Source organism: Pseudomonas sp. SDO5532_S415, from assembly GCF_054071155.1.
Window position 1 is genome coordinate 76,453 of sequence record NZ_JBSVWS010000003.1, and the last position, 25,737, is coordinate 102,189.

The following is a 25,737-nucleotide window of genomic DNA, read 5'->3' on the forward strand; positions in this document are numbered from 1 at the left end:
ACCCTGCTGACGGCGTCCCCCGCAACGACTACCAGAGCGCCAGGGTGTAACCGATGATGAGGCGGTTTTCGTTGGTGTCGTTGTAGTAATTGCCTTTGTTTTGCGCGTTGCGCCAGCGCACCGAGACACCTTTCAAGGGCCCGCTCTGAAGCGCGTAAGTGATATCGAAATCGCGTTCCCACTCGCGGCCTTCGCCGTCGAAGCCGATGATTTCGGCCTGGTCGCCTTTGGCGTAGCGCGTGGAGAAGGTCAGTCCCGGCACACCCAGCGCAGCGAAGTCGTAGTCATAGCGCGCATGCCAGGCGCGCTCATTGGTTTGCGAAAAGTTACCCAACTGGTATTCGGTGAAGAGGTACGTGACCGAGCCATCGACATAGGTAAACGGCGTGCTGCCCATTTGCTTCTGATAGCCGCCGCCGATGCTGTGTCCATTCCAGTTCCAGGTCAGTCGCGTACTCAGGGCACGGTTGTCGACCTTGCCGGCCAGCCCGGACCCGTCCTTATCGGCATCGAAATAACGAATGTCGGTTTTCAGCGTGCCGGCACCAAGGGCGAAGCTGTTTTTCAAGCCGACATACTGCTGGCCATAGAGGTTTTCCAGCTGCGCGTAGTGATAGCTCAGAACAGTATTGGGCGTGAGCTTGTAGTCGCCGCCAGCGAAACGAAACTGATCGCTGGCCGCCGTACTTTTGTAGGCTTTGTTCTGCGCTGTCAGACGCATGTCTTCGTAGTCGGTCGAATCACGGTCCTTGGCCTGATCGAGCTGACCCAGGCTCAGCGTCAGATCCTTGATGTCACTGGAAATGAGTTGAGCGCCACTGAACGACTGTGGGAACAGTCGACTGGTGTTGGGCTGCAGCGTCGGCAAATTCGGCACCAGATAGCCGACACGCAGCTCACTCTTGGCCAGACGCGCCTTGCCGGTCACACCCAGCTTGGAATACTCATCGTAGGCGCGCTTGTCGCTGCCGCGGTTCAGCAGGCCCGTACCGGAACGATCGGGGCTGGAGTCGAGCTTGATCCCCAGCATGCCAACGGTGTCCACACCAAAACCCACGACGCCCTCGGTGAAGCCGGACTTCACGTCCAGGGTAAAACCCTGGGCCCACTCTTCGCGCTTGGACTGCGTCGACTCTTCGCGGTAATCACGGTTGAAGTAATAGTTCTTTGTGTCCAGCGTTGCACTGCTGTCCTTGAAGAACTCCGCCTGGGCCATGCCCGGAATGCAGCCCGTGCCGACGACGCTCAGGCCGGTCATTAATTGAGTCAGGGATTTTTTTTTCATGTTGTTGGCTCCTGGCAGATCAATGGTTGAGGGAATGTTTTTTTGTTTTTTTCAGGCATGGCTTCGCCGTTCGCGCAAATCATCGATTTGCGCGTCGGTGTCGCTTTTGTCTGGTTAGTTCACGGCTTGAATCACTGCGGGGACGGGGCTGGGTCGTATGCGATAACCACCGCCTTCAAGTTTTTCCAGCGGGCTGGCCGCGGCCAACAGCTTTTGGGTGTAAGGGTGTTGCGGACGATCAAAGATCTCATCGCGCGCGCCCATCTCGACCACCTTGCCCTGGCTCATGACCGCGACGCGATGGGCAATACGCTCCACGGCCGCCAGGTCATGGGAGATGAACAGACAGGCAAAGCCGTATTGCGCCTGCAAGCGCTCGAACAACTCGAGAATCTGTTTCTGGATGGTCATGTCCAGTGCCGAAATCGGTTCGTCGGCGATCACCAGGCGTGGATGACGCACCAGCGCACGACCGATGGCGACACGTTGGCGCTGACCACCCGACAGTTGATGCGGGAAGCGGTCGACAAAATGATCCGCCAGACCAACGTCGATCAAGGTTTTGCGCACACGCTCACGCCGTTGTTCCGCGTTCAGACTGTGCTCGTGACGCAGCGGCTCGGCGAGGATTTCGCCGATTTTCATCCGTGGATCGAGTGACGAAAAAGGGTCCTGGAAAATCATCTGGCACTGCAGACGATGCTCACGGTTGCCCGCCTTGAGGATGTCGACGCCCTCGAAGCGAATCGCCCCTTCACATGGATTGACCAAGCCGACCACCGCACGGCCGAGGGTGGTCTTGCCCGAACCGCTGCCACCGACCAGGGCCAGGGTTTCTCCCGGCGCGATACTCAGGCTGGCCGAATGCACGACGCGTTTGTATTGGCTTCGCCCCCAGAAACTGCGAGGTCCCGGGTGTTCGATGCAGACGCCTTCGACCTCCAGCAGCGGACGCTCGCTCGGCGGCAACGGCACCAGATCGCCGCGCCGGGGCAAGGCTTCCAGCAACTGCCGGGTGTACTCGGCCTCGGGCGCCAGCAAAATGCGTTCGATACTGCCCTGCTCCACGGCTCGACCATCGCGCATGACCACCACTTTGTGGGCATAACGCGCCACCAGCGACAGGTCATGGCTGATGAACAGGATGGCCGTACCCTCTTCCCGGGTCAGGTCCAGCATCAACTTGAGAACATCCAATTGCGCCAGGCAATCGAGCGCGGTGGTCGGCTCGTCGGCAATCAACAAGGCCGGTCGCAGCAACATCACCGACGCCAACATGATGCGCTGGCGCATGCCGCCGGAGAATTCGTGGGGATAAGCGGCGAGACAACGCTCGGCATCGGCGATGCCGATGTGGCCCAGCATCTTCAGGGAGCGCTGGCGGATTTCTTCTTCGCTCAGGTCGGTATGCAGGCGCAAGCCTTCGGCCATCTGCTGGCCGATGGTCAGCGACGGGTTCAGGGAAACCATCGGTTCCTGGAACACCATGCCGATTTTAGCCCCACGGATCTGCCGCAGCGCTTCGGGTGTCAACGCATTGAGATCGCGTCCCTGAAAACGCACCGCGCCACCACACTGCTCCAGCGGCGGCGGCAGCAGACCGATGGCCGCGCGTGCCGCCATGGTCTTGCCACTGCCGGACTCGCCGACCAGTGCAACGATTTCACCGGGGGCGATGGTGAAGCTCAGGTCGTCGACCGCCAACGCGCCTTCCGGACCGACCCGAATCTTCAGGTTTTCTACTGCCAACAAAATATCGGATGCCGCCATGATCACTTCCTCATCCGCGGGTCGAGACGATCGCGCAGCGCATCGCCAGAAAGGTTGAAGGCCAGCAACGACAGGGCAATCAAAACGCCGGGGAACATCCCGAGCCAGCTGGCGGTGGCGATGTAGGGGCGGCTCGCCGCGAGCATGTTGCCCCACGTGGCGGCGGGTGGCGGTACGCCCAGGCCGAGGAAACTCAAGGAGCTTTCAGCGAGAATCGCCCAGCCGAACATGCTGGTGGCCAGCACGCAGATCGGTGCCACGCAATTGGGCGCAATGTGACGCAGCATGGTGTACAGCTCGGAGTTGCCGATCACGCGGGAGGCTTCGACGAACTCTTTTTCACGCAACGACAGCACGGTGCCGCGCACCACGCGAACCACCGATGGCGTATACGCCAGGCTGAGTGCCAGGACGATGCCGTACAGGCTCGGACCCATGATCGCCATCAATCCCAATGCCAGCAGGATGCCGGGGAATGCCAGCAGGGCGTCGTTGATCATCATCAGAACCCGGTCGACCCAGCCGCGCATGAACCCCGCCAGCAACCCCAGGAAAGTGCCGGCGATAACCGCCAGACTGACCGTCAACCAACTGATCCAGAGACTGGTGTGCGCACCGATCATCAAGCGGCTGAGTACGTCACGACCATACTCATCGGTCCCCAGCCAGTGCTGCATCGAGGGCGCCTGCAAGCGAGCCATCAGGTTCAACGCCAAGGGATCGGACGGTGTCCACACCAGGCCCACCAGTGCCATGGCCAGCAACAGAACGAGCAACCCGCCACCGATCAAACCATTCAATGGCAACCGGCCTCGCGAACGCCGGCGCGGTACAGTCACCGGCGGCACGGGAACGGTGTAGGGAGGAGGAGAAACAGGCTTGTTCATAGCTTGACCCTGGGATCGAAGAGCGGATAAAGAAGATCGACCAGCAAGTTGACGAGCACGTAGACGAAGGTCACCAGCAGCAGGCAGCCCTGCAATACCGGGTAGTCCCGTGCATAAATCGAATCGACCATCAGGCGGCCGAGGCCCGGCAGGGTAAACACGGTTTCCAGGACCGCAATGCCGCCGAGCAGGTTGCCGAGGATCAGACCGATCAGCGTCAACGTCGGAGCGAAGGCATTGCGCAATGCGTGTCGCCACAACACTGCCCGCTCGGAAAGGCCCTTGGCCCGGGCGTGGGTGATGTACTCCAGGCGCAGCACCTCGACGGCGCTGGCGCGTGCCATGCGGGTGATGGCGCCGAGTTCGACCAGGGTCAGCGTGACGATGGGCAAAACGATGTAACTCAGTGCCTGCCACGGGTCCTCATTGAAAGCGACATAACCCACCACCGGCAGCCAGCCCAGCTTGATACCGAAGCCGTACAACAGCAAAAGTCCCAACCAGAAGCTCGGTATCGACAGCAGCAATGTCGCACCGGCCACCACACCGAAATCCATCCCGCTGTTCTGTTTCCAGGCCGCCAACAGGCCCAATGGCACGGCGATCAACGCAGCCAACAGCACCGACACCAGTACGATGCTGGCGCTCACGCTGAAGCGGTCCAGGAGTAACGGCAGCACGGCCTGATTGGTGGTGATGGAGAAGCCCAGATCACCGCTGAGCACGGCCTTGAGCCAGATCACGAACTGCATCACCAATGGCTGATCCAGACCCAACGCTTCGCGGGTCGCGGCCAGGCTCTGGGCGTCGGCCATGTCGCCGAGCATCAGCAGCGCCGGATCACCCGGCACCATCCGGATGATGGCAAACACCATCAACGAGATCAGCAGCAGCGTCGGCAATGACATGGCCAGCCGCTGCACAATGAAACGCATCATGATCAGGGTCTCCCGGCTTGCAGATCAACGGTCCACAGACGTGGCTTGGAGACTGGCCACGGACGAAGCCCCTGCACGTAATCACGGTGCGCCGAGATCGAGTTGCCGTTGTACATCACGATCAGCGGCACATCCTTGATCATCTGTTGATGCAATTTATCGAACAGCACCTGACGCTTGGCCGGATCGGATTCACGCATGGCTTCCGACAGCCATTCCCGGGCCTGCGGGTTGTCCCAGACCTTGCGCGGCTCCTTGTCTTTGTCGCCGGTGACCGAATCGAAACTCAATGCCGGGTCCAGTCGTTCGGAGTAAGGAAACGCCATCATCTGGTAGTTACCGGTCTGATAGCGCTCCAGCTGAGTCCCCCACTCCAGGGTTTCCAGCACCAGATTGATGCCGCTTTCCTTGGCCATGGCTTGCGTGAATACGCCCATGTCGAAGATCGAAGGGTAGCGTTTGTTCACCAGGAGTTTGATCGGCTGGCCTTTATAACCGGCCTCGGCGAGCAGACGACGGGCCTTGACCGGGTCATAGCCATAACCCTTGTCTTCAACCGCCTGATGATATTTGCTGCCCACTGCAACCATCGAGGCGTTGGCCTTGGAGCGGTTGTCGGTCAAGGCAGCGACGATTTGCGAGGTGTCCAGCGAGTAGGCAATTGCCTCGCGCAAGCGCACATCCTGCAAAAGTGGGTCACGGGTCTGGAACAACAGGGCACTGATCGACATGGTGCCACTGGACGAAACCTTCACCTTCGGGATCGCTGCCAATTCGTTGGCATCCAGCGGTGTGACATCCACCAGCATGTCGACGTTTTTCGACAGCAACGCCGCCTTGGCGGCCGCCGGATCCGGGATGATCATGAGTTTGATGCGATCAATCTTTGTCGATTTGTTGCCGGTGTAGCCATCGGGAGCGGCTTCTGCGCGCGGTGTGTAATCCGCGAAGCGCAGCAGCTCGATCGACTGTGCGGCCTTCCATTCGCCCAGCTTGAACGGCCCGGTGCCGATCGGGGCTTTCCAGGCGCCGTCCACCACAGAATCAGGGTGCACGATGCCGCTGCCACCGCATTCCGGCAGCGCCGTGCTGGCCAGGAAAAGTCCGCTGGGCTTATCGAGCGTGAACACCACGGTCAGCGGATCCGGGGCCGAGATATCGACCACTTTGGTCCCACCGCTGCCATCAAACGCGCCCAGACAACGCCACTGGGTTTTCGGATCAAGATAACGACGCCAGCTCCACAGCACTTCAGCGGATGTCAGAGACGCGCCATTCTGAAACTTCACACCGTCGCGAAGGTGGAAGGTGTAGCGCAGGCCATCTTCGGAAACCTGCACTTCCTTGGCCAGCAGCGGACCGACGCTGGCGTCCTCGCGAAAAGCCACCAGTCCTTCGGTCAAATGCAGGATCACCGCATCCGAGTTGGTGTCACGGTTAACACCCGGCTCAGTGCTGCGAATGTCTGCGTTCAAGGCCACGGTCAGGGTGTTGTCCGCCCAGGCGTGGGCGGTCATGACGGCCGAGAGGCCGCCGGCCAGAAGAAAAGCTTTGTTCATATCAAGAACCTTTAGCTGTCGGCCCGGACGTTGGCAGGACCTCAAGACGAAGGCACGGCCGGGCACATGATGATTTTTCTTGTTTTACAGCTCCGCCGGGCACACGCCTGAGGGAGGTTTTACATCCGATGTCATTGTTGTTTTGGGTTTGTGTTTTGGGATTGATTGCCGCGAAGCGATGAACCGGTCCGAAGTGATCCACGGTGATGGGGCCGATCTTAGGGGGGTGGCAAGCGCATTGAGAAGAACGTATGGGATGATCATGTTCGGTATTTCCGCTCACCCCACTGACCATTCATCGCCAATGCGAATCAACGGCCCGCCAACCGGGGGTTTGCGCGGTATTGCCTAACTTTCATAAATCACTTTGTCCGATCATGATCACTTGAATTGATAGCATTTACGGGCATTTGTTCGGATAAGCTTCGGTCAAATCGATCATGCCTTGCCGTGTTCCCTGAGGTTACCTCCCATGACGCTGGTTCATCTTCGTGCCTTTTGCTCGGTCGTCGAGAAAGGCAGCTTTCGTTCGGCGGCCCGGCAATTGGGCGTTGCGCAAAGTACCCTGACCCAGTCGATCCAAAGCCTCGAAAAAGAGTTGGGCGTCGTCCTGCTGGCGCGCTCCAACCAGGGCATCAACCTGACGCCAGCCGGCGAAAGCTTTCTGACCCGAGCACGTTCGATCACCATGGATTGCGATCGTGCGTTGCAAGACATCCAGCAATGGAAGGGCGAACCCGAAGGGCAAATCGCACTGGGTGTCACCGCAGAACCCCTGGCCGAACTGCTGATGCCGGTTTTCAGCAGCTTCACGCGCAAATTCCCCAAGGTGCAGGTTCACGTCGCCAGCGGCTCGACAAAGATGTTGATCGAGAAGATTCGCGATGGCCGACTCGACTTCGTCATGTGCCCCCTGGCGCCCAACGTCACCGACATCGACCTGAACATCGAGCGACTCTACAGCTCCGATGCCAGCATCATCGCACGCAAAGGGCATCCACAAGCACACGCCCGTTCAGTGCGCGAGTTGACTGACTGTCAATGGATCAGCGTAAGGCCCGCCGGCGTGGTGGGCGGTGCAGAGAACCGGTTGATCGAGTTGTTCAGGGCTCAAGGACTGGCACCGCCGAAGATCGCGATCACGGCCGACTCATTGCTGGAAATCCTGCACATCGTGTCAGAGTCAGACTACCTGACCATCGAACCGCGCATGCTGCCCGGCATGAAGCTGTTCTCCTCGTCATTGATCACTATCCCGATCCGGGAACCGCTGGCTTCGCGCGATGTGTGCCTGATCAGCCGTCGATCTTCACCGTTCACCCAGGTCACGCAGGAATTGACCAGTATGCTGATTTCCTACTCGCGCCTGGTCCATCGACCCAAAGGCTGAGACCACGTTTCCCCCTTCGATCACTTCCGTTCACGTCACAAGAGACCTGCCTTTCATGCCTGCGCACCCTTCCTTGTCGTCCGTCCCCTCTTTTTCAACAAGTCATGACGGACTGCACCGCTCGACGGCCAGTGAGGCAGGCATCGCGCCTGATCGCATCATTGCCTTTCTCGATGAGGTCGAGAGCGCTGGCCTGGACTTGCACGGGCTGATCCTGCACCGCCATGGCAAAGTCGCCGTCGAAGGCTGGAAGTGGCCCTACACCCCGGATCGCCCGCGTGTCCTGCATTCGGTAGCGAAAAGCTTCACGGCGTGCGCCATCGGTTTCCTGCATGACGAAGGCCTGCTGCACCTCAGCGATACGGTGATTTCTTTCTTCCCGGAACACCTGCCGGCGCACGTCGATCCGCGTTTGCCGAGCATGACCGTCGAGCATTTGCTGACAATGCGCACCGGCCATCAATCCAACACATCGGGATCGGTCTGGCGCTCAATCGACAGCAGCTGGATCACCGAGTTTTTCAAGATCCCGCTGGTCCATGAGCCTGGTGGACACTATGTCTACACCAGCGCTGCCAGCTACATGCTGTCGGCGATCGTGACCAAGGTAACGGGCCAGACCATGCATGATTATCTGCGTCCACGCCTGTTCGAACCGCTAGGCATTACGGACGAGCACTGGGCCATCGGACCTGACGGAATCAACCCGGGCGGCAATGGCCTGACCGCTACGCCGGCGTCCATGCTCAAGCTCGGCATCCTCCATGCTCAGGATGGCCTGTGGGAAGGCAAACGTATTCTGTCGAGCAAATGGGTCCAGGCCGCGACTCGCCCGCAAGGCGGTTCCAACAGCAAGTACGGGTATCACTGGGCGATCAAACCACAAGGGGCCTACTGCGCGGTTGGCGTTTTCGTACAAATGGCGATTGTCTTTCCGGGCGATGGTGCAACGCTGGCGCTGGTCGGCGCCATGAAGAACTCGGCACAGATCATCCCGCATATCGAACGTCACTTTCCGGCGGCCTTCCTCGACACCCCGCAATCGACGACTGAAGCGGACACCCGCCTGATGCAACGTCTGGATACGATGCGCCAGGTACCCGCATTCGAATCCGCAGCCACTTCCCCTTTCGCCGTTTCCACCACTTTCGATATGGAGACCAACGACTTGGGCGTCGCTCGGCTCGGTTTTACCTTTGAAACCGATGCGCTGACCGTGTACCTGACCGATAACTCGGGGGTTCATCGCATTGTTGCGGGACTGGATTGCTGGCATCAGGGGACCACGGACATGCCAGGCAGTGAACTGCACCATGGCTACGCCTTCAAGGACGAAGCCGTCATCGCCGGCGCACGCTGGCTCGATGGCAAGACACTGGAGATGCAATGGATCTACGTCGCCAGCGCCTTCCGCGACACGGTCCTTTGCACCTTTACAGAAGATGGCCTGACGTGGGAACGCAGCGTCAACGTCAACAGCGGTGTGCTGGCCCAACAGCCACTACGGGGTCGGCGATTGACGGACTGAAAAAAGTCCCGAAGTCGGGGGAATGCTGTTCACTTACGCGGATCCTGAGCCTTACCAATCCCTGTGGCGAGCGAGCTTGCTCGCGTTGGGCTGCGCAGCAGCCCCAAAAAATCTGGTAACCAACGTGATTTTTGTGAGTGCTGCGCACTCAAACGGGAGCAAGCTCCCTCGCCACAGATTTCTCACTAACTCAAGAACCGCTTAAGGTTTTACCGGCTGTGGATAACTTATTCCACCGTCACCGACTTCGCCAGGTTGCGCGGCTGGTCAACGTCAGTACCCTTCAGAACGGCCACGTAGTAAGACAGCAGTTGCAACGGGATGGTGTAGAGGATCGGCGACAGGATGTCGTGGATGTGCGGCATCTGCACGACGTGCGTGCCTTCACCATTGGTCATGCCGGCCTTCTCGTCGGCGAAGACGATCAGCTCGCCACCACGGGCACGGACTTCCTGAAGGTTGGACTTCAGTTTCTCCAGCAGCTCGTTGTTTGGCGCCACGGTCACCACGGGCATGTCGTTATCCACAAGCGCCAACGGACCATGTTTCAACTCGCCGGCCGGGTAGGCTTCGGCGTGGATGTAGGAGATTTCCTTGAGCTTGAGTGCCCCTTCCATCGCCACCGGGAATTGCGCGCCACGGCCGAGGAACAGCGTGTGGTTCTTCTCGGCGAACAGCTCGGCGATTTTCTCCACGGTGCTGTCCATTGCCAGCGCCTCGCCCAAACGGGTTGGCAGGCGACGCAATTCTTCGACCAGCCTGGCTTCAACGCCGTCGGCCAAGGTACCGCGTACCTGACCCAGGGACAGGGTCAGCAGCAGCAAGCCAACCAGTTGGGTGGTGAACGCTTTGGTCGATGCCACGCCGATTTCGCGACCGGCCTGGGTCAGCAGCGTCAGATCGGACTCACGCACAAGGGAGCTGATGCCAACGTTGCAGATGGCCAAACTGGCGAGAAAGCCCAGTTCCTTGGCGTTACGCAGAGCGGCCAGGGTGTCGGCGGTTTCGCCGGACTGGGAAATGGTGACGAACAGGGTGTCAGGCTGCACCACGACCTTGCGGTAGCGGAACTCGCTGGCGACTTCGACCTGACAAGGGATACCGGCCAGTTCTTCGAGCCAGTAACGGGCGACCATGCCGGCGTGATAGCTGGTGCCGCAAGCAACGATCTGCACGTTGCGCACTTTGGCGAACAGCTCGGCCGCCTGTGGACCGAATGCCTGCACCAATACTTGGTTCTGGCTGATGCGACCTTCCAGGGTGCGCTGCACCACGGACGGTTGTTCGTGGATCTCCTTGAGCATGAAATGGCGGAACTCGCCTTTCTCCGCAGCTTCGGCGCCATCGCGGTATTGCACGGCTTCGCGCTCGACAGCCTGGCCGTTAACGTCCCAGATCTGCACGCTGTCGCGACGAATTTCCGCGATATCGCCTTCTTCCAGATACATGAAGCGGTCGGTGACTTGACGCAGGGCCAACTGGTCGGAGGCCAGGAAGTTTTCACCCAGGCCCAGACCGATCACCAGCGGGCTACCGCTACGGGCCGCCACCAGGCGATCCGGTTGCTGGGCGCTGATCACCGCCAAGCCGTAAGCACCATGCAGTTCTTTGACTGTCGCCTTGAGGGCAACGGTCAGATCACGCAATTCCTTGAGTTTGTGGTTCAGCAAATGGGCGATGACTTCAGTGTCGGTGTCCGACGTAAAGACGTGGCCCAGGGCTTTGAGCTGCTCGCGTAGCGCTTCGTGGTTTTCGATGATGCCATTGTGCACCACCGCCAGATCACCGGAAAAATGCGGATGCGCGTTTCGCTCGCTCGGAGCACCGTGCGTCGCCCAACGGGTATGGGCGATACCCAAGCGGCCGGCCAGGGCTTCTTCATTCAGGGCTTGCTCCAACTCGCTGACCTTGCCCGGACGACGCAGGCGCTGGAGTTTTTCGTCATTGGTGTAAACCGCGACCCCGGCACTGTCATACCCGCGGTACTCAAGACGCTTGAGGCCTTCGACCAGGATGGCAGTGATGTTACGTTCTGCGACTGCGCCAACAATTCCACACATGCTATTTCTCCTGACTGACGGCCGCGCAAATCAGAGTGATACCGCGGGCCTGAATCTGATCCCGTGCCTCAGCCGGCAGGCGATCATCGGTAATTAGGGTATGGACACTGCTCCAGGGCAGTTCCAGGTTGGGAATCTTGCGACCGATCTTGTCGGCTTCCACCATCACCACCACTTCGCGCGCCACTTCGGCCATGACCCGGCTCAATCCCAGCAACTCATTGAAGGTCGTCGTGCCACGCACCAGATCGATGCCATCGGCACCGATGAACAATTGGTCGAAGTCGTAAGAGCGTAGTACCTGCTCGGCAACCTGCCCTTGAAAGGACTCAGAGTGCGGGTCCCAGGTGCCTCCGGTCATCAGCAGCACCGGCTCATGCTCGAGCTCGCTCAGGGCATTGGCGACATGCAGGGAATTGGTCATCACCACCAGACCCGGTTGTTGGCCGAGTTCCGGGATCATCGCTGCGGTGGTGCTGCCGCTGTCGATGATGATGCGCGCGTGTTCGCGAATCCGCGTCACTGCAGCACGGGCGATGGCTTGCTTGTATTTGGAGACAGGCTGACTGAGATCGGCCACCAGTTCCTGGGGCATAGTGATCGCACCCCCATAACGACGTAGCAGCAAACCGTTGCTTTCAAGTGCGGCCAAATCCTTGCGAATCGTAACTTCAGAGGTTTCGAAGCGCTTGGCCAGTTCGTCCACACTGACTTCGCCTTGCTCGTTGAGCAAGGCCAGGATGTTGTGGCGGCGTTGAGGTGTATTGCGCTTCGACATGGTTGATTAAGTTTCGATTCGAAAGATAACGTAAGCAATCAAAACCTATCAGTGAAACTTCGTCAAGCGCGAGGCGATAAAAAGTTCTGTGGATAAACGCTTCGCGGGCAAGGCCACTCCCCCAAGGTATGTTGATAACCCTGTGGGAGCGGGCTTGCCCGCGAATACGATGGTTCTGCCTGTGCGTAACTTCAGCTCATCATCGATATGTGGATAACTCAGCTTTTTTTGACCTTCTCCGGCCGCTTCCAGCCATCGATGTTCTTCTGGCGTGCGCGCCCCACCGCCAACTGGGATTTATCCACAGTGGAGGTAATGGTCGAACCCGCTGCGGTCGTCGCACCGTCGAGGATATCCACAGGCGCTACCAACGAGTTGTTGGAACCAATGAAAACATCTTCGCCCAACACCGTTTTCCACTTGTTGGCGCCATCGTAGTTGCACGTGATGGTGCCGGCGCCGATGTTGGTGCGTGCACCGATTTCGGCATCGCCCAGATACGTCAGATGGCCGGCCTTGGCGCCTTCACCCAAATGCGCGTTTTTCAGTTCGACAAAGTTACCCACATGCGCCCGCGCGTCCAGCACCGTACCTGGACGCAAACGCGCAAACGGCCCGGCATCGCTGCCTTCACCGAGAATCGCGCCTTCGATATGGCTGTTCGCCTTGATCACCACGCCTTTTCGCAGGGTGCTGTCCTTGATCACACAGTTCGGGCCGATCACCACGTCATCTTCGATGACAACCTTGCCTTCGAGAATCACGTTGATATCGATCAGCACGTCACGGCCAACGGTTACTTCACCGCGTACGTCAAAACGTGCGGGGTCGCGCAGGGTTACGCCCTGGGCCATCAAGCGGCGACCGGCGCGCAACTGATAGTGACGCTCAAGCTCGGAAAGCTGCTTGCGGTCGTTGGCGCCCTGCACTTCCATGGCGTCGTGGGGTTGTTCGGTGGCGACGACCAGACCGTCGTTCACTGCCATTTCGATCACGTCCGTCAGGTAGTACTCACCCTGAACGTTGTTGTTCGACAGACGACCGGTCCAATCAGCCAGGCGGTCCGAAGGCATCGCGAGGATACCGGTGTTGCCTTCTTTGATAGCGCGCTGAGATTCGTTGGCGTCCTTGTGCTCAACGATGGCAGAGACCTTACCGTCAGCATCACGAACGATTCGGCCGTAACCGGTTGGATCGTCCAGCTCGACGGTTAGCAAGCCCATTTGCCCTGGCACTACCAGTTTGAGCAAGCGTTGCAGAGTTTCGACTTCAATCAACGGCACATCACCGTAAAGAACCAGCACGGTATCGGCTTCGATGAATGGAATCGCTTGGGCCACGGCATGACCGGTGCCCAGCTGTTTGTCCTGAAGGACGAAATTCAGATCGTCGGCGGCCAGGCGTTCACGTACTGCCTCGGCACCATGACCGATTACCACATGGATGCGCTGTGGATCGAGTTGCCGGGCGCTGTGGATAACATGGCCGAGCATCGAATTGCCGGCAATCGGGTGCAAGACTTTCGGCAAGGCCGAACGCATGCGCGTACCTTGACCAGCAGCGAGAATAACGATTTCAAGAGACATGACTGGCTACCAATCCTGGGTGGTCAGCGGCTGCGACCATAGTGATGAAAGTCGGAAAAGAAAAAAGGGTAGCCGAGGCTACCCTTTTTAATCAATCGCACAACAAGCTGGCCTTAATGGCCGAACTTCTTGCGGATCTGCTGGACGGTGCGCAGCTGAGCTGCAGCCTCGGCCAGACGTGCGGCAGCAGAACCGTAATCGAATTCCGCGCCCCGCTCATGCAAGGCCTTCTCGGCAGCCTTAACGGCTTCCTGAGCGGAGGCTTCGTCCAGGTCGGCAGCACGTTGCACGGTGTCGGCCAGAACCTTGACCATGTTCGGCTGAACCTCGAGGAAACCACCGGAGATGTAATACACCTCCTCTTCCCCGCCCTGCTTGATCAGGCGGATCGGACCCGGCTTGAGATTGGTGATCAGCGGCGCGTGACCCAGGGCGATACCAAGATCACCCAGTGCACCGTGCGCAACCACCATCTCGACCAGACCGGAAAAGATTTCTCCTTCCGCGCTGACGATATCGCAATGGACTGTCATAGCCATCTGATTGCCTCAACCTAAATTAGCGCCCGTTGCCGGGCGCCGGGATTACAGTTTCTTGGCTTTCTCGATCGCTTCTTCGATGCCGCCAACCATGTAGAACGCTTGTTCTGGCAGGTGGTCGTAGTCACCGTTGAGGATGCCTTTGAAGCCAGCAATGGTGTCTTTCAGGGAAACGTATTTACCCGAAGCACCGGTGAAGACTTCAGCCACGAAGAACGGCTGCGACAAGAAACGCTGGATTTTACGAGCACGGTTTACCAACTGCTTGTCGGCTTCCGACAGCTCGTCCATACCCAGGATCGCAATGATGTCCTTCAGTTCTTTGTAACGTTGCAGCACGTACTGAACACCACGAGCAGTCTCGTAGTGGTCGTTGCCGATCACGTTAGGGTCCAGCTGACGCGAAGTCGAGTCCAGTGGGTCTACCGCTGGGTAGATACCCAGGGAAGCGATGTCACGGGACAGAACGACGGTGGCGTCCAAGTGGGCAAACGTGGTCGCTGGCGACGGGTCAGTCAAGTCGTCCGCTGGTACGTATACGGCCTGGATCGAAGTAATCGAACCTTGCTTGGTCGAAGTGATGCGCTCTTGCAGCACGCCCATCTCTTCAGCCAGGGTCGGTTGGTAACCTACTGCCGAAGGCATACGGCCCAGCAGTGCGGATACTTCGGTACCGGCCAGGGTGTAACGATAGATGTTGTCGACGAACAGCAGAACGTCGTTACCTTCGTCACGGAACTTCTCGGCCATGGTCAGGCCGGTCAGGGCTACGCGCAGACGGTTTCCCGGCGGCTCGTTCATCTGACCGTAAACCAGTGCCACTTTGTCCAGAACGTTGGAGTCCTTCATCTCGTGGTAGAAGTCGTTACCCTCACGAGTACGCTCACCCACACCGGCGAACACGGAATAACCGCTGTGCTCGATGGCGATGTTACGGATCAGTTCCATCATGTTTACGGTCTTGCCTACACCGGCACCACCGAACAGACCGACTTTACCGCCCTTGGCGAACGGGCAAACCAGGTCGATAACCTTGATACCGGTTTCCAGCAGGTCGTTGCCGCCCGCTTGTTCAGCGAAGGATGGCGCAGGACGGTGAATGCCCCAGCGCTCTTCGGTGTCGATCGGGCCAGCTTCGTCAATCGGGTTGCCCAGTACGTCCATGATCCGGCCCAGGGTCGCTTTACCGACTGGTACGGAGATGGCAGCGCCGGAGTCGATAACGTCCAGACCGCGCTTCAAGCCTTCGGTGGAACCCATCGCAATGGTGCGAACTACGCCGTCGCCCAGCTGCTGCTGAACTTCCAGGGTAGTTTCCGCGCCTTGTACTTTCAGCGCGTTGTAGATGCTCGGTACGCTGTCGCGTGGAAATTCCACGTCGATAACGGCGCCGATGATTTGAACGATACGTCCGCTACTCATAGCTGGATCCTCTGAATATTTGAACCGTTAAACCGCGGCAGCGCCGCCGACGATTTCCGAGATCTCTTGGGTGATCGCAGCCTGACGCGCCTTGTTGTAGACCAGCTGCAAATCGCTGATCAAATCACCGGCGTTGTCGGTAGCGTTCTTCATCGCGATCATCCGCGCAGCTTGTTCAGCCGCATTGTTCTCGATCACCGCCTGGTACACCTGCGACTCCACGTAACGCACCATCAGGCCGTCAAGCAGCTCTTTGGCGTCCGGTTCGTAGAGATAGTCCCAGTGGTGCTTGAGTTCTTGATCCGGGGTTGCCACCAGCGGAACCAATTGCTCCACGGTAGGCTGCTGCGTCATGGTGTTGACGAACTTGTTGGACACCACGGACAAGCGGTCAATACGACCGTCCAGATAAGCGTCCAGCATCACCTTGACGCTGCCGATCAGATCATTGATCGACGGCTCTTCACCCAGGTGGCTGATAGCTGCAACGACGTTACCGCCGAAGTTGCGGAAGAAAGCCGCACCCTTGCTACCAATCACACACAGATCAATCTCGACGCCGTTTTCGCGGTTTACCGCCATGTCCTTGACCAGGGCCTTGAACAGGTTGGTGTTCAAGCCGCCGCACAGACCACGGTCACTGCTCACCACGACATAACCGACGCGCTTGACTTCGCGGTCGATCATGAACGGATGGCGGTATTCCGGGTTGGCGTTGGCCAGATGCCCAATTACCTGGCGGATACGCTCCGCATAAGGACGGCTAGCAGCCATGCGCATTTGTGCCTTGCGCATTTTGCTGACCGCCACTTTTTCCATGGCGCTGGTAATTTTTTGCGTGCTTTTGATGCTCGCAATCTTACTGCGAATCTCTTTTGCGCCTGCCATGTAACACCTATCAGGTTAGCAAGCGGGAGCCTTCCGGCCCCCGCTGCGGCTTACCAGGTTTGGGTGGCCTTGAACTTCTCGATACCGGCTTTCATACCGCCATCGATTTCGTCATTGAAGTCACCCTTCACGTTGATCTTCGCCATCAATTCGGCGTGATCGCGGTTGAAGTAAGCAATCAGCGCTTGCTCGAAGCTGCCGACTTTGGCGATTTCAACGTCAGTCAGGAACCCACGCTCAGCGGCATACAGCGACAGCGACATGTCGGCGATCGACATTGGCGCGTATTGCTTCTGCTTCATCAGCTCGGTAACGCGCTGACCATGCTCAAGTTGCTTACGGGTCGCTTCGTCCAGGTCAGAAGCGAACTGGGCGAATGCCGCCAGTTCACGGTACTGAGCCAGAGCGGTACGAATACCACCGGAGAGCTTCTTGATGATCTTGGTCTGAGCGGCACCACCCACACGGGATACCGAAACACCGGCGTTCACTGCAGGACGAATGCCCGAGTTGAACATGGCCGATTCCAGGAAGATCTGACCGTCGGTGATGGAAATCACGTTGGTCGGAACGAACGCGGAAACGTCGCCAGCCTGGGTTTCGATGATCGGCAGTGCGGTCAGGGAACCGGTTTTGCCGGTCACTGCGCCGTTGGTGAACTTCTCTACGTACTCTTCCGAAACGCGGGATGCGCGCTCCAGCAGACGGGAGTGGAGATAGAACACGTCGCCTGGGTAAGCTTCACGGCCTGGTGGACGGCGCAGCAGCAGGGAAATCTGGCGGTAAGCCACTGCTTGCTTGGACAGATCGTCATAAACGATCAGCGCGTCTTCACCGCGGTCGCGGAAGTATTCGCCCATGGTGCAACCGGAGTACGGTGCCAGGAATTGCAGCGCAGGAGATTCCGAAGCACTGGCAGCCACGATGATCGTGTTGGCCAGGGCGCCGTTTTCTTCCAGCTTGCGAACCACGTTGGCGATGGTCGATTGTTTCTGACCGATCGCTACGTAGACGCAGAAAATGCCGCTGTTCTTCTGGTTGATGATCGCGTCGATCGCCAGAGCGGTTTTACCGATCTGACGGTCACCGATGATCAGCTCACGCTGGCCACGGCCGACAGGGATCATGGCATCGACAGCCTTGTAGCCAGTCTGTACAGGCTGGTCTACCGACTTACGCCAGATCACGCCTGGAGCAACTTTCTCGACCGCATCGGTCTCGGTGTTGTTCAGCGGACCTTTGCCATCAACAGGGTTACCCAGTGCGTCGACTACGCGACCCAGCAGTTCCTTACCAACCGGAACTTCCAGGATGCGGCCAGTGCACTTGGCGCTCATGCCTTCAGCCAGAGACTGGTATGCACCCAATACAACGGCACCTACGGAGTCTTGCTCCAGGTTGAGGGCCATACCGTAGACACCGCCCGGAAACTCGATCATCTCGCCGTACATGACGTCGGCCAGACCGTGAATCCGCACGATGCCGTCAGATACGCTGACGACAGTGCCTTCGTTACGGGCTTGGGAGGTCACATCGAGCTTGTCGATGCGGCCCTTGATAATTTCACTTATTTCGGAAGGATTGAGTTGCTGCATTGCTCTGCTGCCCCTTCAAACTCAAGATTTCAATGCTTCGGCAAGTTTCGCGATTTTGCCGCGAATCGAGCCATCGATAACCAGGTCGCCGGCGCGGATGACGACACCCCCAATAAGGGATGAATCTTCCTCGACTTGCAGGCGCACTTCCCGGTTGAGTCGTGCACTGAGAACCTTGGCGAGTTTGTCTTGCTGTTCTTGGTTCAATGCGAATGCACTGGTGACTTCAACGTCTACCGACTTCTCTTGCTCAGCCTTGTACAGGTCAAACAGAGCGGCGATCTCCGGCAACAGCAGGAGACGTTCGTTTTCGGCAACGACGTTAATGAAGTTCTGTGCCTTGGCATCAAACTTGTCGCCGCACACGTCAATGAACGTGGCGGCCTTTTCTGCGCTCGTCAGTCGCGGGGCCTTGAGCACGCGCTGCATGGTGTCGTCTTCCGACACCGCTGCAGCCAGGCCGAGCATGGCTGACCAATTGGCCAGTTGCTGGTGGGCCTGAGCGTGCTCGAAGGCCGCCTTAGCGTAAGGTCGGGCCAACGTGGTCAGTTCTGCCATGATCGCCCTCGCTTAGATTTCAGCAGCCAGTTGGTTAACCAGCTCTGCGTGCGCGTTTTGATCGATTGACTTGCCCAGGATCTTCGAAGCACCGTCAACGGCCAGGCTACCCACTTGGGCGCGCAGCGCGTCTTTGACGCTGTTCAGTTCCTGTTCGATCTCGGCCTGAGCCTGAGCCTTCACACGGTCAGCTTCGACGCGAGCCTGTTCACGGGCTTCGTCGACAATCTGGGTACCGCGCTTCTTGGCTTGCTCGATGATTTCAGCTGCCTGAGCTTTCGCTTCGCGCAGTTGGTGACCCGCTTTCTCTTGGGCCAACTCCAGGTCGCGAGCTGCTCGGCTGGCAGCGTCCAGTCCATCCGCGATCTTCTTTTGACGTTCGTGCAGTGCCGCGATGACCGGAGGCCATACGAACTTCATGCAGAACAGTACAAAAATGAGGAACGCAACGGACTGGCCAATCAGGGTCGCATTAATGTTCACGCCAACACCTCGCAGTTACGTTGTCCATCACATCAAATCACTCGGAAGATCCGAGTAATTAGCCAGCGATCTGACCAACGAACGGGTTCGCAAAGGTGAAGAACAGAGCGATACCAACACCGATCATGGTTACGGCGTCGAGCAGACCGGCAACGATGAACATTTTAACTTGCAGCATTGGAACCATTTCTGGCTGACGCGCTGCGCCTTCCAGGAACTTGCCGCCCAGCAGGCCGAAACCAATTGCGGTACCCAGTGCGCCCAGGCCGATCAACAGTGCAACAGCGATAGCGGTTAGACCAACTACAGTTTCCATCTTTCCTCCCGACTTTTACGTCGTATGGTTTAGGTTTTTTAGATTAAAGCGGTAAAACAAATCGTTTCAGAGCCCCCAAGGACTCCCCTCCCGTTTGACCGGGAGGGACATCAGACTAGTCGAGACTGGTCTTAATGGTTTTCTTCGTGCGCCATCGACAGGTAGACGATGGTCAGCATCATGAAGATGAACGCCTGCAGGGTGATGATCAGGATGTGGAACACTGCCCACGCCCACTGCAGAACAACGCCCAGGCCGCTGAGCCAGAGCAGGCCGCTGCCGAACATCACAGCGATCAGGATGAACACCAGCTCGCCGGCATACATGTTGCCGAACAGACGCAGAGCCAGGGAAATCGGCTTGGCGATCAGGGTCACGAATTCCAGCAGGAAGTTCACCGGGATCAGCAGGGCCTGAACGAAGATGTTCTTGCTGCCGAACGGGTGCAGGGTCAGCTCGCCGATGAAACCGCCGAGGCCCTTGACCTTGATGCTATAGAAAATGATCAGTGCGAAAACCGAGAACGCCATGCCCAGGGTCGCGTTCGGGTCGGTGGTCGACACGGCACGGAACGGGATATGTGCATCGCCGGAGATCATGATGGCCAGCTGAGGAATCCAGTCGACCGGTACCAGGTCGACGGCGTTCATCAGGAACACCCAGACGAAGATGGTCAGTGCCAGCGGTGCGATCACCGGGCTACGGCCATGGAAGCTGTCTTTCACGCTGCCATCGACGAATTCGACCAATACTTCAACGAAGTTCTGCAAAGCACCTGGCTGACCGGATGTCGCCTTCTTTGCCGCCATGCGGAAAAGAAGAACGAAAATCAGACCCAATGCGACCGACCAGCCGAGGGTATCGACGTGGAAAGCCCAGAAGCCCATTTCCTTGGCTTCTGCTGCGGTGTGGGCAAAGCCCCAGCCGCCGGTAGGGTGCTGACCGAAAGTCAGGTTCTGCAAGTGGTGCTGGATATAGCCCGAAGCGGTTGTTTCTGCCATGGTTGCCTCAAACGCCCTAAGGTCTCGAAAGTCTTGTTCTCATCAGCAGGGGAGCGAACCAGCTGACCGACTGAGTCAGCACGAAGGCACCGAAGACTGCTATCGGCGCCAATGGCTTCACACCTGCAAACACCAGTGCAAACAGCACTGCCGTCAAAATCAGTTTGCCCGCCTCGCCGGCATAAAAAGACCGGACGATGGCTTGAGCTGCTCGGGCGCCGGAAAACCGAAATGCCCTGTGAGCGAAATAAACATTGGGAAGCAAGGCTATCAGGCCTCCGCAAAGTCCCGAGTACCCGGCAACGACTCCATACCATTGCCAGAGCGCCAGAGCGGCAATGAGCAAAATGACAAATTGAGCCATTAACACCGGAAAAACCGCGAGGCGATGGAACGGCAAGCGGTTTGGCGTGCGGGTTTCCATCACTATTGCTCTCCAATGGTCGGCTGCCGAAATTCAATAACTTGGCATAATTTGTGCCGACAAAATGCGCGCAGAGTATAGGGGCGGTTCTGCCCCTATTCAACTGTCAGGTAGTGATTTCCGACTGCGCGCTACATGAGGAAATGTTTCAGCGAATATGTGCGAGCACGCCTTGAAGCTCATCCAGGGAGTTGTAGCCAATCACCAACTGTCCTTTTCCCTTCTTCCCGTGCCGAATCTGCACCGCAGAGCCTAGGCGCTCGGCCAGACGCTGCTCCAATCGGGCGATATCCGGGTCTGGTTTTACGGGTTCGACTGGCTCGGGTTTGCCACTCAACCACTGACGAACCAGTGCCTCGGTTTGGCGCACGGTGAGTCCGCGTGCGACAACATGTCGCGCCCCTTCGACCTGTTGATTGTCCGGCAAACCGAGCAAAGCACGGGCATGGCCCATTTCCAGATCGCCATGGGACAACATCGTCTTGATGACTTCCGGCAACGAGATCAGGCGCAGCAGGTTGGCCACGGTCACCCGGGACTTACCGACGGCTTCGGCCACCTGTTGCTGGGTCAACTGGAACTCCTGCTGCAGACGCTGCAAGGCCATCGCTTCTTCAATCGGATTCAGGTCTTCGCGCTGGATGTTCTCGATCAGCGCGATGGCGATCGCGGTTTCATCGGGCACGTCGCGAACCATCGCAGGGATGGTTTCCTGCCCGGCTTGCTGGCTGGCACGCCAGCGGCGTTCACCAGCAATGATTTCAAAACGGCCGCTGCCAATCGGACGAACCACGATGGGCTGCATGACGCCCTGGGCCTTGATCGACTGCGCCAGCTCTTCCAGCGCCTGAGGATCCATGTCCCGACGCGGCTGGTATTTGCCGCGCTGGAGCAGGTCCAGTGGCAGATGTTGCAGCTCACGCTGATCGGCTTGCGCCGCTTGTTCTTCCAGCGAGCTGACAGTCGGACCACTCAGCAGTGCATCCAGTCCACGTCCGAGACCTCGTTTCTTGACGGCCATGGGGATTCCTTAAGTTGCCTGAGCAGCGGCGATGCGTGAGTTTTTACGCTGACGACGAACCATTTCGCCGGCCAGAGCCAGATAGGCTACAGCGCCGCGCGATGCTTTGTCGTACGCCAACGCCGGCATACCGTAGCTTGGAGCTTCGGCCAGTCGAATGTTGCGCGGAATGACCGTGTCGTAGAGCTGATCACCGAAGTGTTCCTTGAGCTGCGCCGACACATCGTTCATCAGGCTCAGGCGCGGGTCGTACATCGTACGCAACAGGCCTTCGACCTTGAGGTTCGGGTTCAGCAACTCAGCGATGCGCTTGATGTTATCCACAAGGTCGCTCAAGCCTTCGAGTGCGAAGTACTCGCACTGCATGGGGATAATCACCCCGTCAGCGGCAACCAATGCGTTCAAGGTGAGCATCGAAAGCGACGGCGGGCAGTCGATCAGGATGTAATCGTAGTTTTCACGGATCGGCGCCAGCGCACTGCGCAGGCGGCTTTCCTTCATCTGCATTTCCAGCAAAACCACTTCGGCGGCCGTCAGGTCGCGGTTGGCCGGCAACAGCTGGTAACCACCGTGCTCCGAGTAATGCATGGCCTGGGCCAGATCGCACTCGCCGATCAGCAGGTCATAGACCGAGTTTTCCAGGCCGTGTTTATCCACACCGCTACCCATGGTGGCGTTGCCCTGTGGATCGAGATCGATCAACAACACCCGGCGCTTGGTTGCGACGAGGGATGCTGCGAGGTTGATGCAGGTGGTGGTCTTGCCCACACCACCCTTTTGGTTCGCTATCGCGAATACCTTAGCCATTCTTGCTTGTGTTCCCAATCATGCCGTGCGGCGCAGTATCAGCAGATGGCGTTGGCCTTGGCAACCGGGTACGGCCAGGGCGTGTTCGCTATCGAGGTGGAAGTCTGTCGGCAATGCTACCAGCTCATCGGCGGGATGAACGCCCTTCATTGCCAGCCAACGTGTATCGGTATCACCGAGGTGACGCGTCCAGTTGGTGAAGTTCTCCATGCTGCTGAACGCCCGGGAAATGATCCCGTTGAACGGCTGAGCTGGCTGGAAAGCTTCGACGCGACTGTGGATAACTTGCAGGTTATCCAGTTTGAGTTCGAGTTTGACCTGGGTCAGAAAGCGGGTTTTCTTGCCGTTGCTGTCCAGACAGGTGACTTGAGACTGCGGAAACAGGATCGCCAGCGGAATACCCGGCATACCGCCGCCACTGCCAACGTCCAGCCAGCGGCCGTTTTCGATGAACGACATCACACTCAAGCTATCGAGCAAATGACGGGACACCATTTCGTCCGGATCGCGCACCGCGGTCAGGTTGTAAGCCTTGTTCCATTTGATCAACAGGGCCAGGTAACCCAGCAATTGCGCGTGCTGGGTTTCTGTCAGCGTGACACCGAGCTGGCGAGCGCCTGTGGATAACTCTTCGGCATGTTGCGAGGTGACCAACGAACTCAAGCGCTTTGCTCCAACTGACGGCCCGCGCCGCGTTTTTTCAAATGAATCATCAACAGCGAAATCGCCGCTGGGGTAACGCCCGGAATACGCGACGCCTGGCCCAAGGTTTCCGGACGGGTCGCACCGAGCTTGCTCTGGATCTCTTTGGAGAGACCGGAAATATTCGTGTAATCGATATCCACAGGCAGTTTCGTGTCTTCGCTGGCGCGTAGACGGGCGATTTCATCCTGTTGACGATCGATGTAACCGGCATATTTGGTCTTGATTTCGACCTGCTCGGCGACCTGTGGATCTTCTGCACCTTCACCGGTTACGGCGATCAGACCAGCGTAGTCGATTTCCGGACGGCTCAAGAGGTTGAGCAAGTTGTATTCGTGGGTCAGCGGCGTGCCGAATTTTTCGGCAATCGCATCGCCTTGTGCAGTACCGGGGCGAACCCAGGTGCTTTTCAGTCGCTGTTCTTCCTGCGCGATGCTTTCGCGCTTTTTGCTGAACGCAGCCCAACGCTCGTCATCGACCAGACCCAGTTCGCGACCTTTTTCGGTCAAGCGCAGGTCGGCGTTGTCTTCACGCAGAATCAGGCGGTACTCGGCGCGGGAAGTGAACATACGGTACGGCTCTTGGGTGCCGAGCGTAATCAGGTCGTCAACCAGCACCCCGATGTACGCCTCATCGCGACGTGGGCACCAGGCGTCTTTGCCTTGTGCACGCAGCGCGGCGTTGGTTCCCGCCAACAAACCCTGGGCGCCGGCTTCTTCGTAACCGGTGGTGCCGTTGATCTGTCCGGCAAAGAACAGGCCGCCGATGACTTTGGTTTCCAGGCTGTACTTCAGGTCACGCGGATCGAAGTAGTCATATTCGATGGCGTAACCCGGACGCACGATGTGCGCGTTTTCCATGCCGCGGATCGATTGCACGATCTGCAATTGCACATCGAACGGCAGGGATGTGGATATCCCGTTCGGATACAGCTCGTTTGTGGTCAGGCCTTCCGGCTCGATGAAGACCTGATGGCTTTCCTTGTCGGCAAAACGATGGATCTTGTCTTCGATCGACGGGCAGTAACGCGGGCCAATGCCTTCGATCACACCGGAATACATCGGCGATCGATCCAGGTTGGCAGCAATGATTTCGTGGGTACGCGCGTTGGTATGGGTAATCCAGCAACTGATCTGCCGTGGATGCTGCTCTTTGGAACCCATGAACGACATCACCGGAATCGGCGTGTCACCCGCTTGCTCGGTCATGACCGAGAAATCCACAGATCGGGCGTCAATACGCGGCGGTGTACCGGTTTTCAGGCGACCAACCCGTAAAGGCAATTCACGCAAGCGGTGAGCGAGGGCGATCGACGGTGGATCTCCGGCACGTCCACCGGAAAAATTCTGCATGCCGATGTGGATAAGTCCACCCAGGAAGGTGCCTGTGGTCAAAACAACCGAATCGGCGAGAAAACGCAGACCCATTTGAGTGACTACACCACGTACCTGGTCTTGCTCGACGATCAGATCATCGGCGGCTTGTTGAAATATCCACAGGTTCGGTTGGTTTTCCAGGATTTCACGGACAGCGGCCTTGTAAAGAACCCGGTCGGCTTGAGCGCGAGTGGCGCGCACGGCCGGGCCTTTGCGGCTGTTCAATACGCGAAATTGAATACCACCTTTATCGGTAGCCATGGCCATCGCGCCGCCAAGGGCGTCGATTTCCTTGACCAGATGACTTTTGCCAATGCCGCCAATGGCTGGGTTGCAGCTCATGGCACCGAGGGTTTCCACGTTGTGCGTCAGCAACAGGGTTTTCACCCCCATGCGTGCTGAGGCCAGTGCTGCCTCGGTACCGGCATGACCGCCGCCGATGACGATCACTTCAAAACGGGAAGGGAAATCCACCACGCACCTCGTGCCTGCTTAAGTAGGTAATTCAGGAATAGTTTGAGCTCAGGTTTTTGGACCTGGTCGACAAGTATAGGGACTTCGCCCTTCCTAAAGAACCCTTTGCACAAAATTTAACCAGCTGTGGAGAAGTCGCGGTTATAGAAATTAAAAAGAGAGAAATTTATTAAATCTTTGTTTTTATGTTTATTTCTACTGACTGACCTTTCTGTGGATAGATTTACGTAGCCCTTTATTTTCAATGTGTACAGAGATTCAAAACCCTGTGGTCATGTGCCAAGGAGGCCCTTGGATAACCGCTTTAAGCCTGTGGATGAATGGGGTGGTTATCCACAGAGGTGGTTATC

Annotated in this window: 23 protein-coding genes; 2 read left to right on the forward strand and 21 right to left on the reverse strand. The window is 58.0% G+C overall.

What is annotated here, in order from left to right; all coding sequences use genetic code 11:
- Window positions 1–28 precede the first annotated feature (28 nt).
- From ACW9HW_RS02550 to ACW9HW_RS02570, 5 genes are all read right to left on the reverse strand, one after another.
- Window positions 29–1,285, reverse strand: a complete 1,257-nt coding sequence (locus ACW9HW_RS02550) for an OprD family porin (protein WP_095194550.1) — start codon at window positions 1,283–1,285, stop codon at window positions 29–31.
- A gap of 114 nt (window positions 1,286–1,399) precedes the next feature.
- The gene (locus tag ACW9HW_RS02555; protein WP_095194549.1) at window positions 1,400–3,055 is read right to left on the reverse strand and encodes an ABC transporter ATP-binding protein; all 1,656 of its coding nucleotides are present in this window, start codon (window positions 3,053–3,055) and stop codon (window positions 1,400–1,402) included.
- A 2-nt stretch (window positions 3,056–3,057) separates the two neighbouring features.
- Window positions 3,058–3,942: an ABC transporter permease gene (locus tag ACW9HW_RS02560; RefSeq protein WP_095194548.1), complete on the reverse strand. Its 885-nt coding sequence runs from the start codon at window positions 3,940–3,942 to the stop codon at window positions 3,058–3,060.
- Window positions 3,939–4,880: an ABC transporter permease gene (locus ACW9HW_RS02565; protein WP_457398106.1), complete on the reverse strand. Its 942-nt coding sequence runs from the start codon at window positions 4,878–4,880 to the stop codon at window positions 3,939–3,941. Before ACW9HW_RS02565 ends, ACW9HW_RS02560 begins: the two co-directional genes overlap by 4 nt.
- 2 nt (window positions 4,881–4,882) lie before the next feature.
- Window positions 4,883–6,439: an ABC transporter substrate-binding protein gene (locus ACW9HW_RS02570; RefSeq protein ID WP_457398109.1), complete on the reverse strand. Its 1,557-nt coding sequence runs from the start codon at window positions 6,437–6,439 to the stop codon at window positions 4,883–4,885.
- A gap of 472 nt (window positions 6,440–6,911) precedes the next feature.
- Between ACW9HW_RS02570 and ACW9HW_RS02575 the strand changes: the two genes are divergently transcribed.
- Window positions 6,912–7,829, forward strand: a complete 918-nt coding sequence (locus ACW9HW_RS02575) for a LysR substrate-binding domain-containing protein (RefSeq protein ID WP_095194545.1) — start codon at window positions 6,912–6,914, stop codon at window positions 7,827–7,829.
- Window positions 7,830–7,884: 55 nt separating this feature from the next.
- Complete coding sequence (locus ACW9HW_RS02580) at window positions 7,885–9,357, forward strand: serine hydrolase domain-containing protein (RefSeq protein WP_457398112.1); 1,473 nt, start codon at window positions 7,885–7,887, stop codon at window positions 9,355–9,357.
- Between the two features lie 227 nt (window positions 9,358–9,584).
- Here ACW9HW_RS02580 and glmS read toward each other — a convergent pair whose 3' ends face one another.
- From glmS to mnmG, 16 genes are all read right to left on the reverse strand, one after another.
- Window positions 9,585–11,417 (reverse strand): glutamine--fructose-6-phosphate transaminase (isomerizing), encoded by a 1,833-nt coding sequence (gene glmS / locus ACW9HW_RS02585; RefSeq protein ID WP_457398114.1) that lies wholly within the window; start codon window positions 11,415–11,417, stop codon window positions 9,585–9,587.
- Window position 11,418: 1 nt separating this feature from the next.
- On the reverse strand, window positions 11,419–12,195 hold the full coding sequence (locus tag ACW9HW_RS02590) for a DeoR/GlpR family DNA-binding transcription regulator (RefSeq protein WP_095194541.1): 777 nt from the start codon (window positions 12,193–12,195) through the stop codon (window positions 11,419–11,421).
- Between the two features lie 218 nt (window positions 12,196–12,413).
- On the reverse strand, window positions 12,414–13,781 hold the full coding sequence (glmU, locus tag ACW9HW_RS02595; protein ID WP_457398117.1) for a bifunctional UDP-N-acetylglucosamine diphosphorylase/glucosamine-1-phosphate N-acetyltransferase GlmU: 1,368 nt from the start codon (window positions 13,779–13,781) through the stop codon (window positions 12,414–12,416).
- 113 nt (window positions 13,782–13,894) lie between these two features.
- A complete protein-coding gene (locus ACW9HW_RS02600; protein ID WP_010465460.1) occupies window positions 13,895–14,320 on the reverse strand; it encodes a F0F1 ATP synthase subunit epsilon in 426 nt (141 codons plus the stop codon).
- A 45-nt stretch (window positions 14,321–14,365) separates the two neighbouring features.
- Window positions 14,366–15,742, reverse strand: coding sequence for a F0F1 ATP synthase subunit beta (gene atpD, locus ACW9HW_RS02605; RefSeq protein WP_095194539.1), 1,377 nt, complete (start codon window positions 15,740–15,742; stop codon window positions 14,366–14,368).
- 27 nt (window positions 15,743–15,769) lie between these two features.
- A complete protein-coding gene (gene atpG / locus ACW9HW_RS02610) occupies window positions 15,770–16,630 on the reverse strand; it encodes a F0F1 ATP synthase subunit gamma (RefSeq protein ID WP_095194538.1) in 861 nt (286 codons plus the stop codon).
- 50 nt (window positions 16,631–16,680) lie between these two features.
- On the reverse strand, window positions 16,681–18,225 hold the full coding sequence (atpA, locus tag ACW9HW_RS02615) for a F0F1 ATP synthase subunit alpha (RefSeq protein ID WP_095194537.1): 1,545 nt from the start codon (window positions 18,223–18,225) through the stop codon (window positions 16,681–16,683).
- 21 nt (window positions 18,226–18,246) lie between these two features.
- Window positions 18,247–18,783 carry a F0F1 ATP synthase subunit delta gene (locus ACW9HW_RS02620; protein ID WP_095194536.1) on the reverse strand — a complete coding sequence of 179 codons (537 nt, stop codon included), beginning with the start codon at window positions 18,781–18,783 and terminating at the stop codon, window positions 18,247–18,249.
- Window positions 18,784–18,795: 12 nt separating this feature from the next.
- A complete protein-coding gene (locus ACW9HW_RS02625) occupies window positions 18,796–19,266 on the reverse strand; it encodes a F0F1 ATP synthase subunit B (RefSeq protein WP_095194535.1) in 471 nt (156 codons plus the stop codon).
- Window positions 19,267–19,324: 58 nt separating this feature from the next.
- Window positions 19,325–19,582: a F0F1 ATP synthase subunit C gene (gene atpE, locus ACW9HW_RS02630; protein WP_003097235.1), complete on the reverse strand. Its 258-nt coding sequence runs from the start codon at window positions 19,580–19,582 to the stop codon at window positions 19,325–19,327.
- A gap of 131 nt (window positions 19,583–19,713) precedes the next feature.
- Window positions 19,714–20,583 carry a F0F1 ATP synthase subunit A gene (gene atpB, locus ACW9HW_RS02635; protein WP_095194534.1) on the reverse strand — a complete coding sequence of 290 codons (870 nt, stop codon included), beginning with the start codon at window positions 20,581–20,583 and terminating at the stop codon, window positions 19,714–19,716.
- A 16-nt stretch (window positions 20,584–20,599) separates the two neighbouring features.
- On the reverse strand, window positions 20,600–21,007 hold the full coding sequence (locus ACW9HW_RS02640; RefSeq protein WP_095194533.1) for a F0F1 ATP synthase subunit I: 408 nt from the start codon (window positions 21,005–21,007) through the stop codon (window positions 20,600–20,602).
- Window positions 21,008–21,155: 148 nt separating this feature from the next.
- The gene (locus tag ACW9HW_RS02645; protein WP_095194532.1) at window positions 21,156–22,028 is read right to left on the reverse strand and encodes a ParB/RepB/Spo0J family partition protein; all 873 of its coding nucleotides are present in this window, start codon (window positions 22,026–22,028) and stop codon (window positions 21,156–21,158) included.
- Between the two features lie 9 nt (window positions 22,029–22,037).
- Window positions 22,038–22,835 carry a ParA family protein gene (locus ACW9HW_RS02650; RefSeq protein ID WP_095194531.1) on the reverse strand — a complete coding sequence of 266 codons (798 nt, stop codon included), beginning with the start codon at window positions 22,833–22,835 and terminating at the stop codon, window positions 22,038–22,040.
- Between the two features lie 18 nt (window positions 22,836–22,853).
- Window positions 22,854–23,498: a 16S rRNA (guanine(527)-N(7))-methyltransferase RsmG gene (gene rsmG / locus ACW9HW_RS02655; RefSeq protein ID WP_095194530.1), complete on the reverse strand. Its 645-nt coding sequence runs from the start codon at window positions 23,496–23,498 to the stop codon at window positions 22,854–22,856.
- Window positions 23,495–25,387, reverse strand: a complete 1,893-nt coding sequence (mnmG, locus tag ACW9HW_RS02660; protein WP_457398125.1) for a tRNA uridine-5-carboxymethylaminomethyl(34) synthesis enzyme MnmG — start codon at window positions 25,385–25,387, stop codon at window positions 23,495–23,497. The genes rsmG and mnmG overlap by 4 nt, the downstream gene beginning before the upstream one ends.
- Window positions 25,388–25,737: the final 350 nt, after the last annotated feature.

Excerpts from the sequence above, each read along its gene's own strand:
- ACW9HW_RS02550 (WP_095194550.1), bottom strand. The coding sequence starts at position 1,285 with ATGAAAAAAAAATCCCTGACTCAATTAATGACCGGCCTGAGCGTCGTC.
- ACW9HW_RS02555 (WP_095194549.1), bottom strand. The coding sequence starts at position 3,055 with ATGGCGGCATCCGATATTTTGTTGGCAGTAGAAAACCTGAAGATTCGG.
- ACW9HW_RS02560 (WP_095194548.1), bottom strand. The coding sequence starts at position 3,942 with ATGAACAAGCCTGTTTCTCCTCCTCCCTACACCGTTCCCGTGCCGCCG.
- ACW9HW_RS02565 (WP_457398106.1), bottom strand. The coding sequence starts at position 4,880 with ATGATGCGTTTCATTGTGCAGCGGCTGGCCATGTCATTGCCGACGCTG.
- ACW9HW_RS02570 (WP_457398109.1), bottom strand. The coding sequence starts at position 6,439 with ATGAACAAAGCTTTTCTTCTGGCCGGCGGCCTCTCGGCCGTCATGACC.
- ACW9HW_RS02575 (WP_095194545.1), top strand. The coding sequence starts at position 6,912 with ATGACGCTGGTTCATCTTCGTGCCTTTTGCTCGGTCGTCGAGAAAGGC.
- ACW9HW_RS02580 (WP_457398112.1), top strand. The coding sequence starts at position 7,885 with ATGCCTGCGCACCCTTCCTTGTCGTCCGTCCCCTCTTTTTCAACAAGT.
- glmS (WP_457398114.1), bottom strand. The coding sequence starts at position 11,417 with ATGTGTGGAATTGTTGGCGCAGTCGCAGAACGTAACATCACTGCCATC.
- ACW9HW_RS02590 (WP_095194541.1), bottom strand. The coding sequence starts at position 12,195 with ATGTCGAAGCGCAATACACCTCAACGCCGCCACAACATCCTGGCCTTG.
- glmU (WP_457398117.1), bottom strand. The coding sequence starts at position 13,781 with ATGTCTCTTGAAATCGTTATTCTCGCTGCTGGTCAAGGTACGCGCATG.
- ACW9HW_RS02600 (WP_010465460.1), bottom strand. The coding sequence starts at position 14,320 with ATGGCTATGACAGTCCATTGCGATATCGTCAGCGCGGAAGGAGAAATC.
- atpD (WP_095194539.1), bottom strand. The coding sequence starts at position 15,742 with ATGAGTAGCGGACGTATCGTTCAAATCATCGGCGCCGTTATCGACGTG.
- atpG (WP_095194538.1), bottom strand. The coding sequence starts at position 16,630 with ATGGCAGGCGCAAAAGAGATTCGCAGTAAGATTGCGAGCATCAAAAGC.
- atpA (WP_095194537.1), bottom strand. The coding sequence starts at position 18,225 with ATGCAGCAACTCAATCCTTCCGAAATAAGTGAAATTATCAAGGGCCGC.
- ACW9HW_RS02620 (WP_095194536.1), bottom strand. The coding sequence starts at position 18,783 with ATGGCAGAACTGACCACGTTGGCCCGACCTTACGCTAAGGCGGCCTTC.
- atpE (WP_003097235.1), bottom strand. The coding sequence starts at position 19,582 with ATGGAAACTGTAGTTGGTCTAACCGCTATCGCTGTTGCACTGTTGATC.
- atpB (WP_095194534.1), bottom strand. The coding sequence starts at position 20,583 with ATGGCAGAAACAACCGCTTCGGGCTATATCCAGCACCACTTGCAGAAC.
- ACW9HW_RS02640 (WP_095194533.1), bottom strand. The coding sequence starts at position 21,007 with ATGGAAACCCGCACGCCAAACCGCTTGCCGTTCCATCGCCTCGCGGTT.
- ACW9HW_RS02645 (WP_095194532.1), bottom strand. The coding sequence starts at position 22,028 with ATGGCCGTCAAGAAACGAGGTCTCGGACGTGGACTGGATGCACTGCTG.
- ACW9HW_RS02650 (WP_095194531.1), bottom strand. The coding sequence starts at position 22,835 with ATGGCTAAGGTATTCGCGATAGCGAACCAAAAGGGTGGTGTGGGCAAG.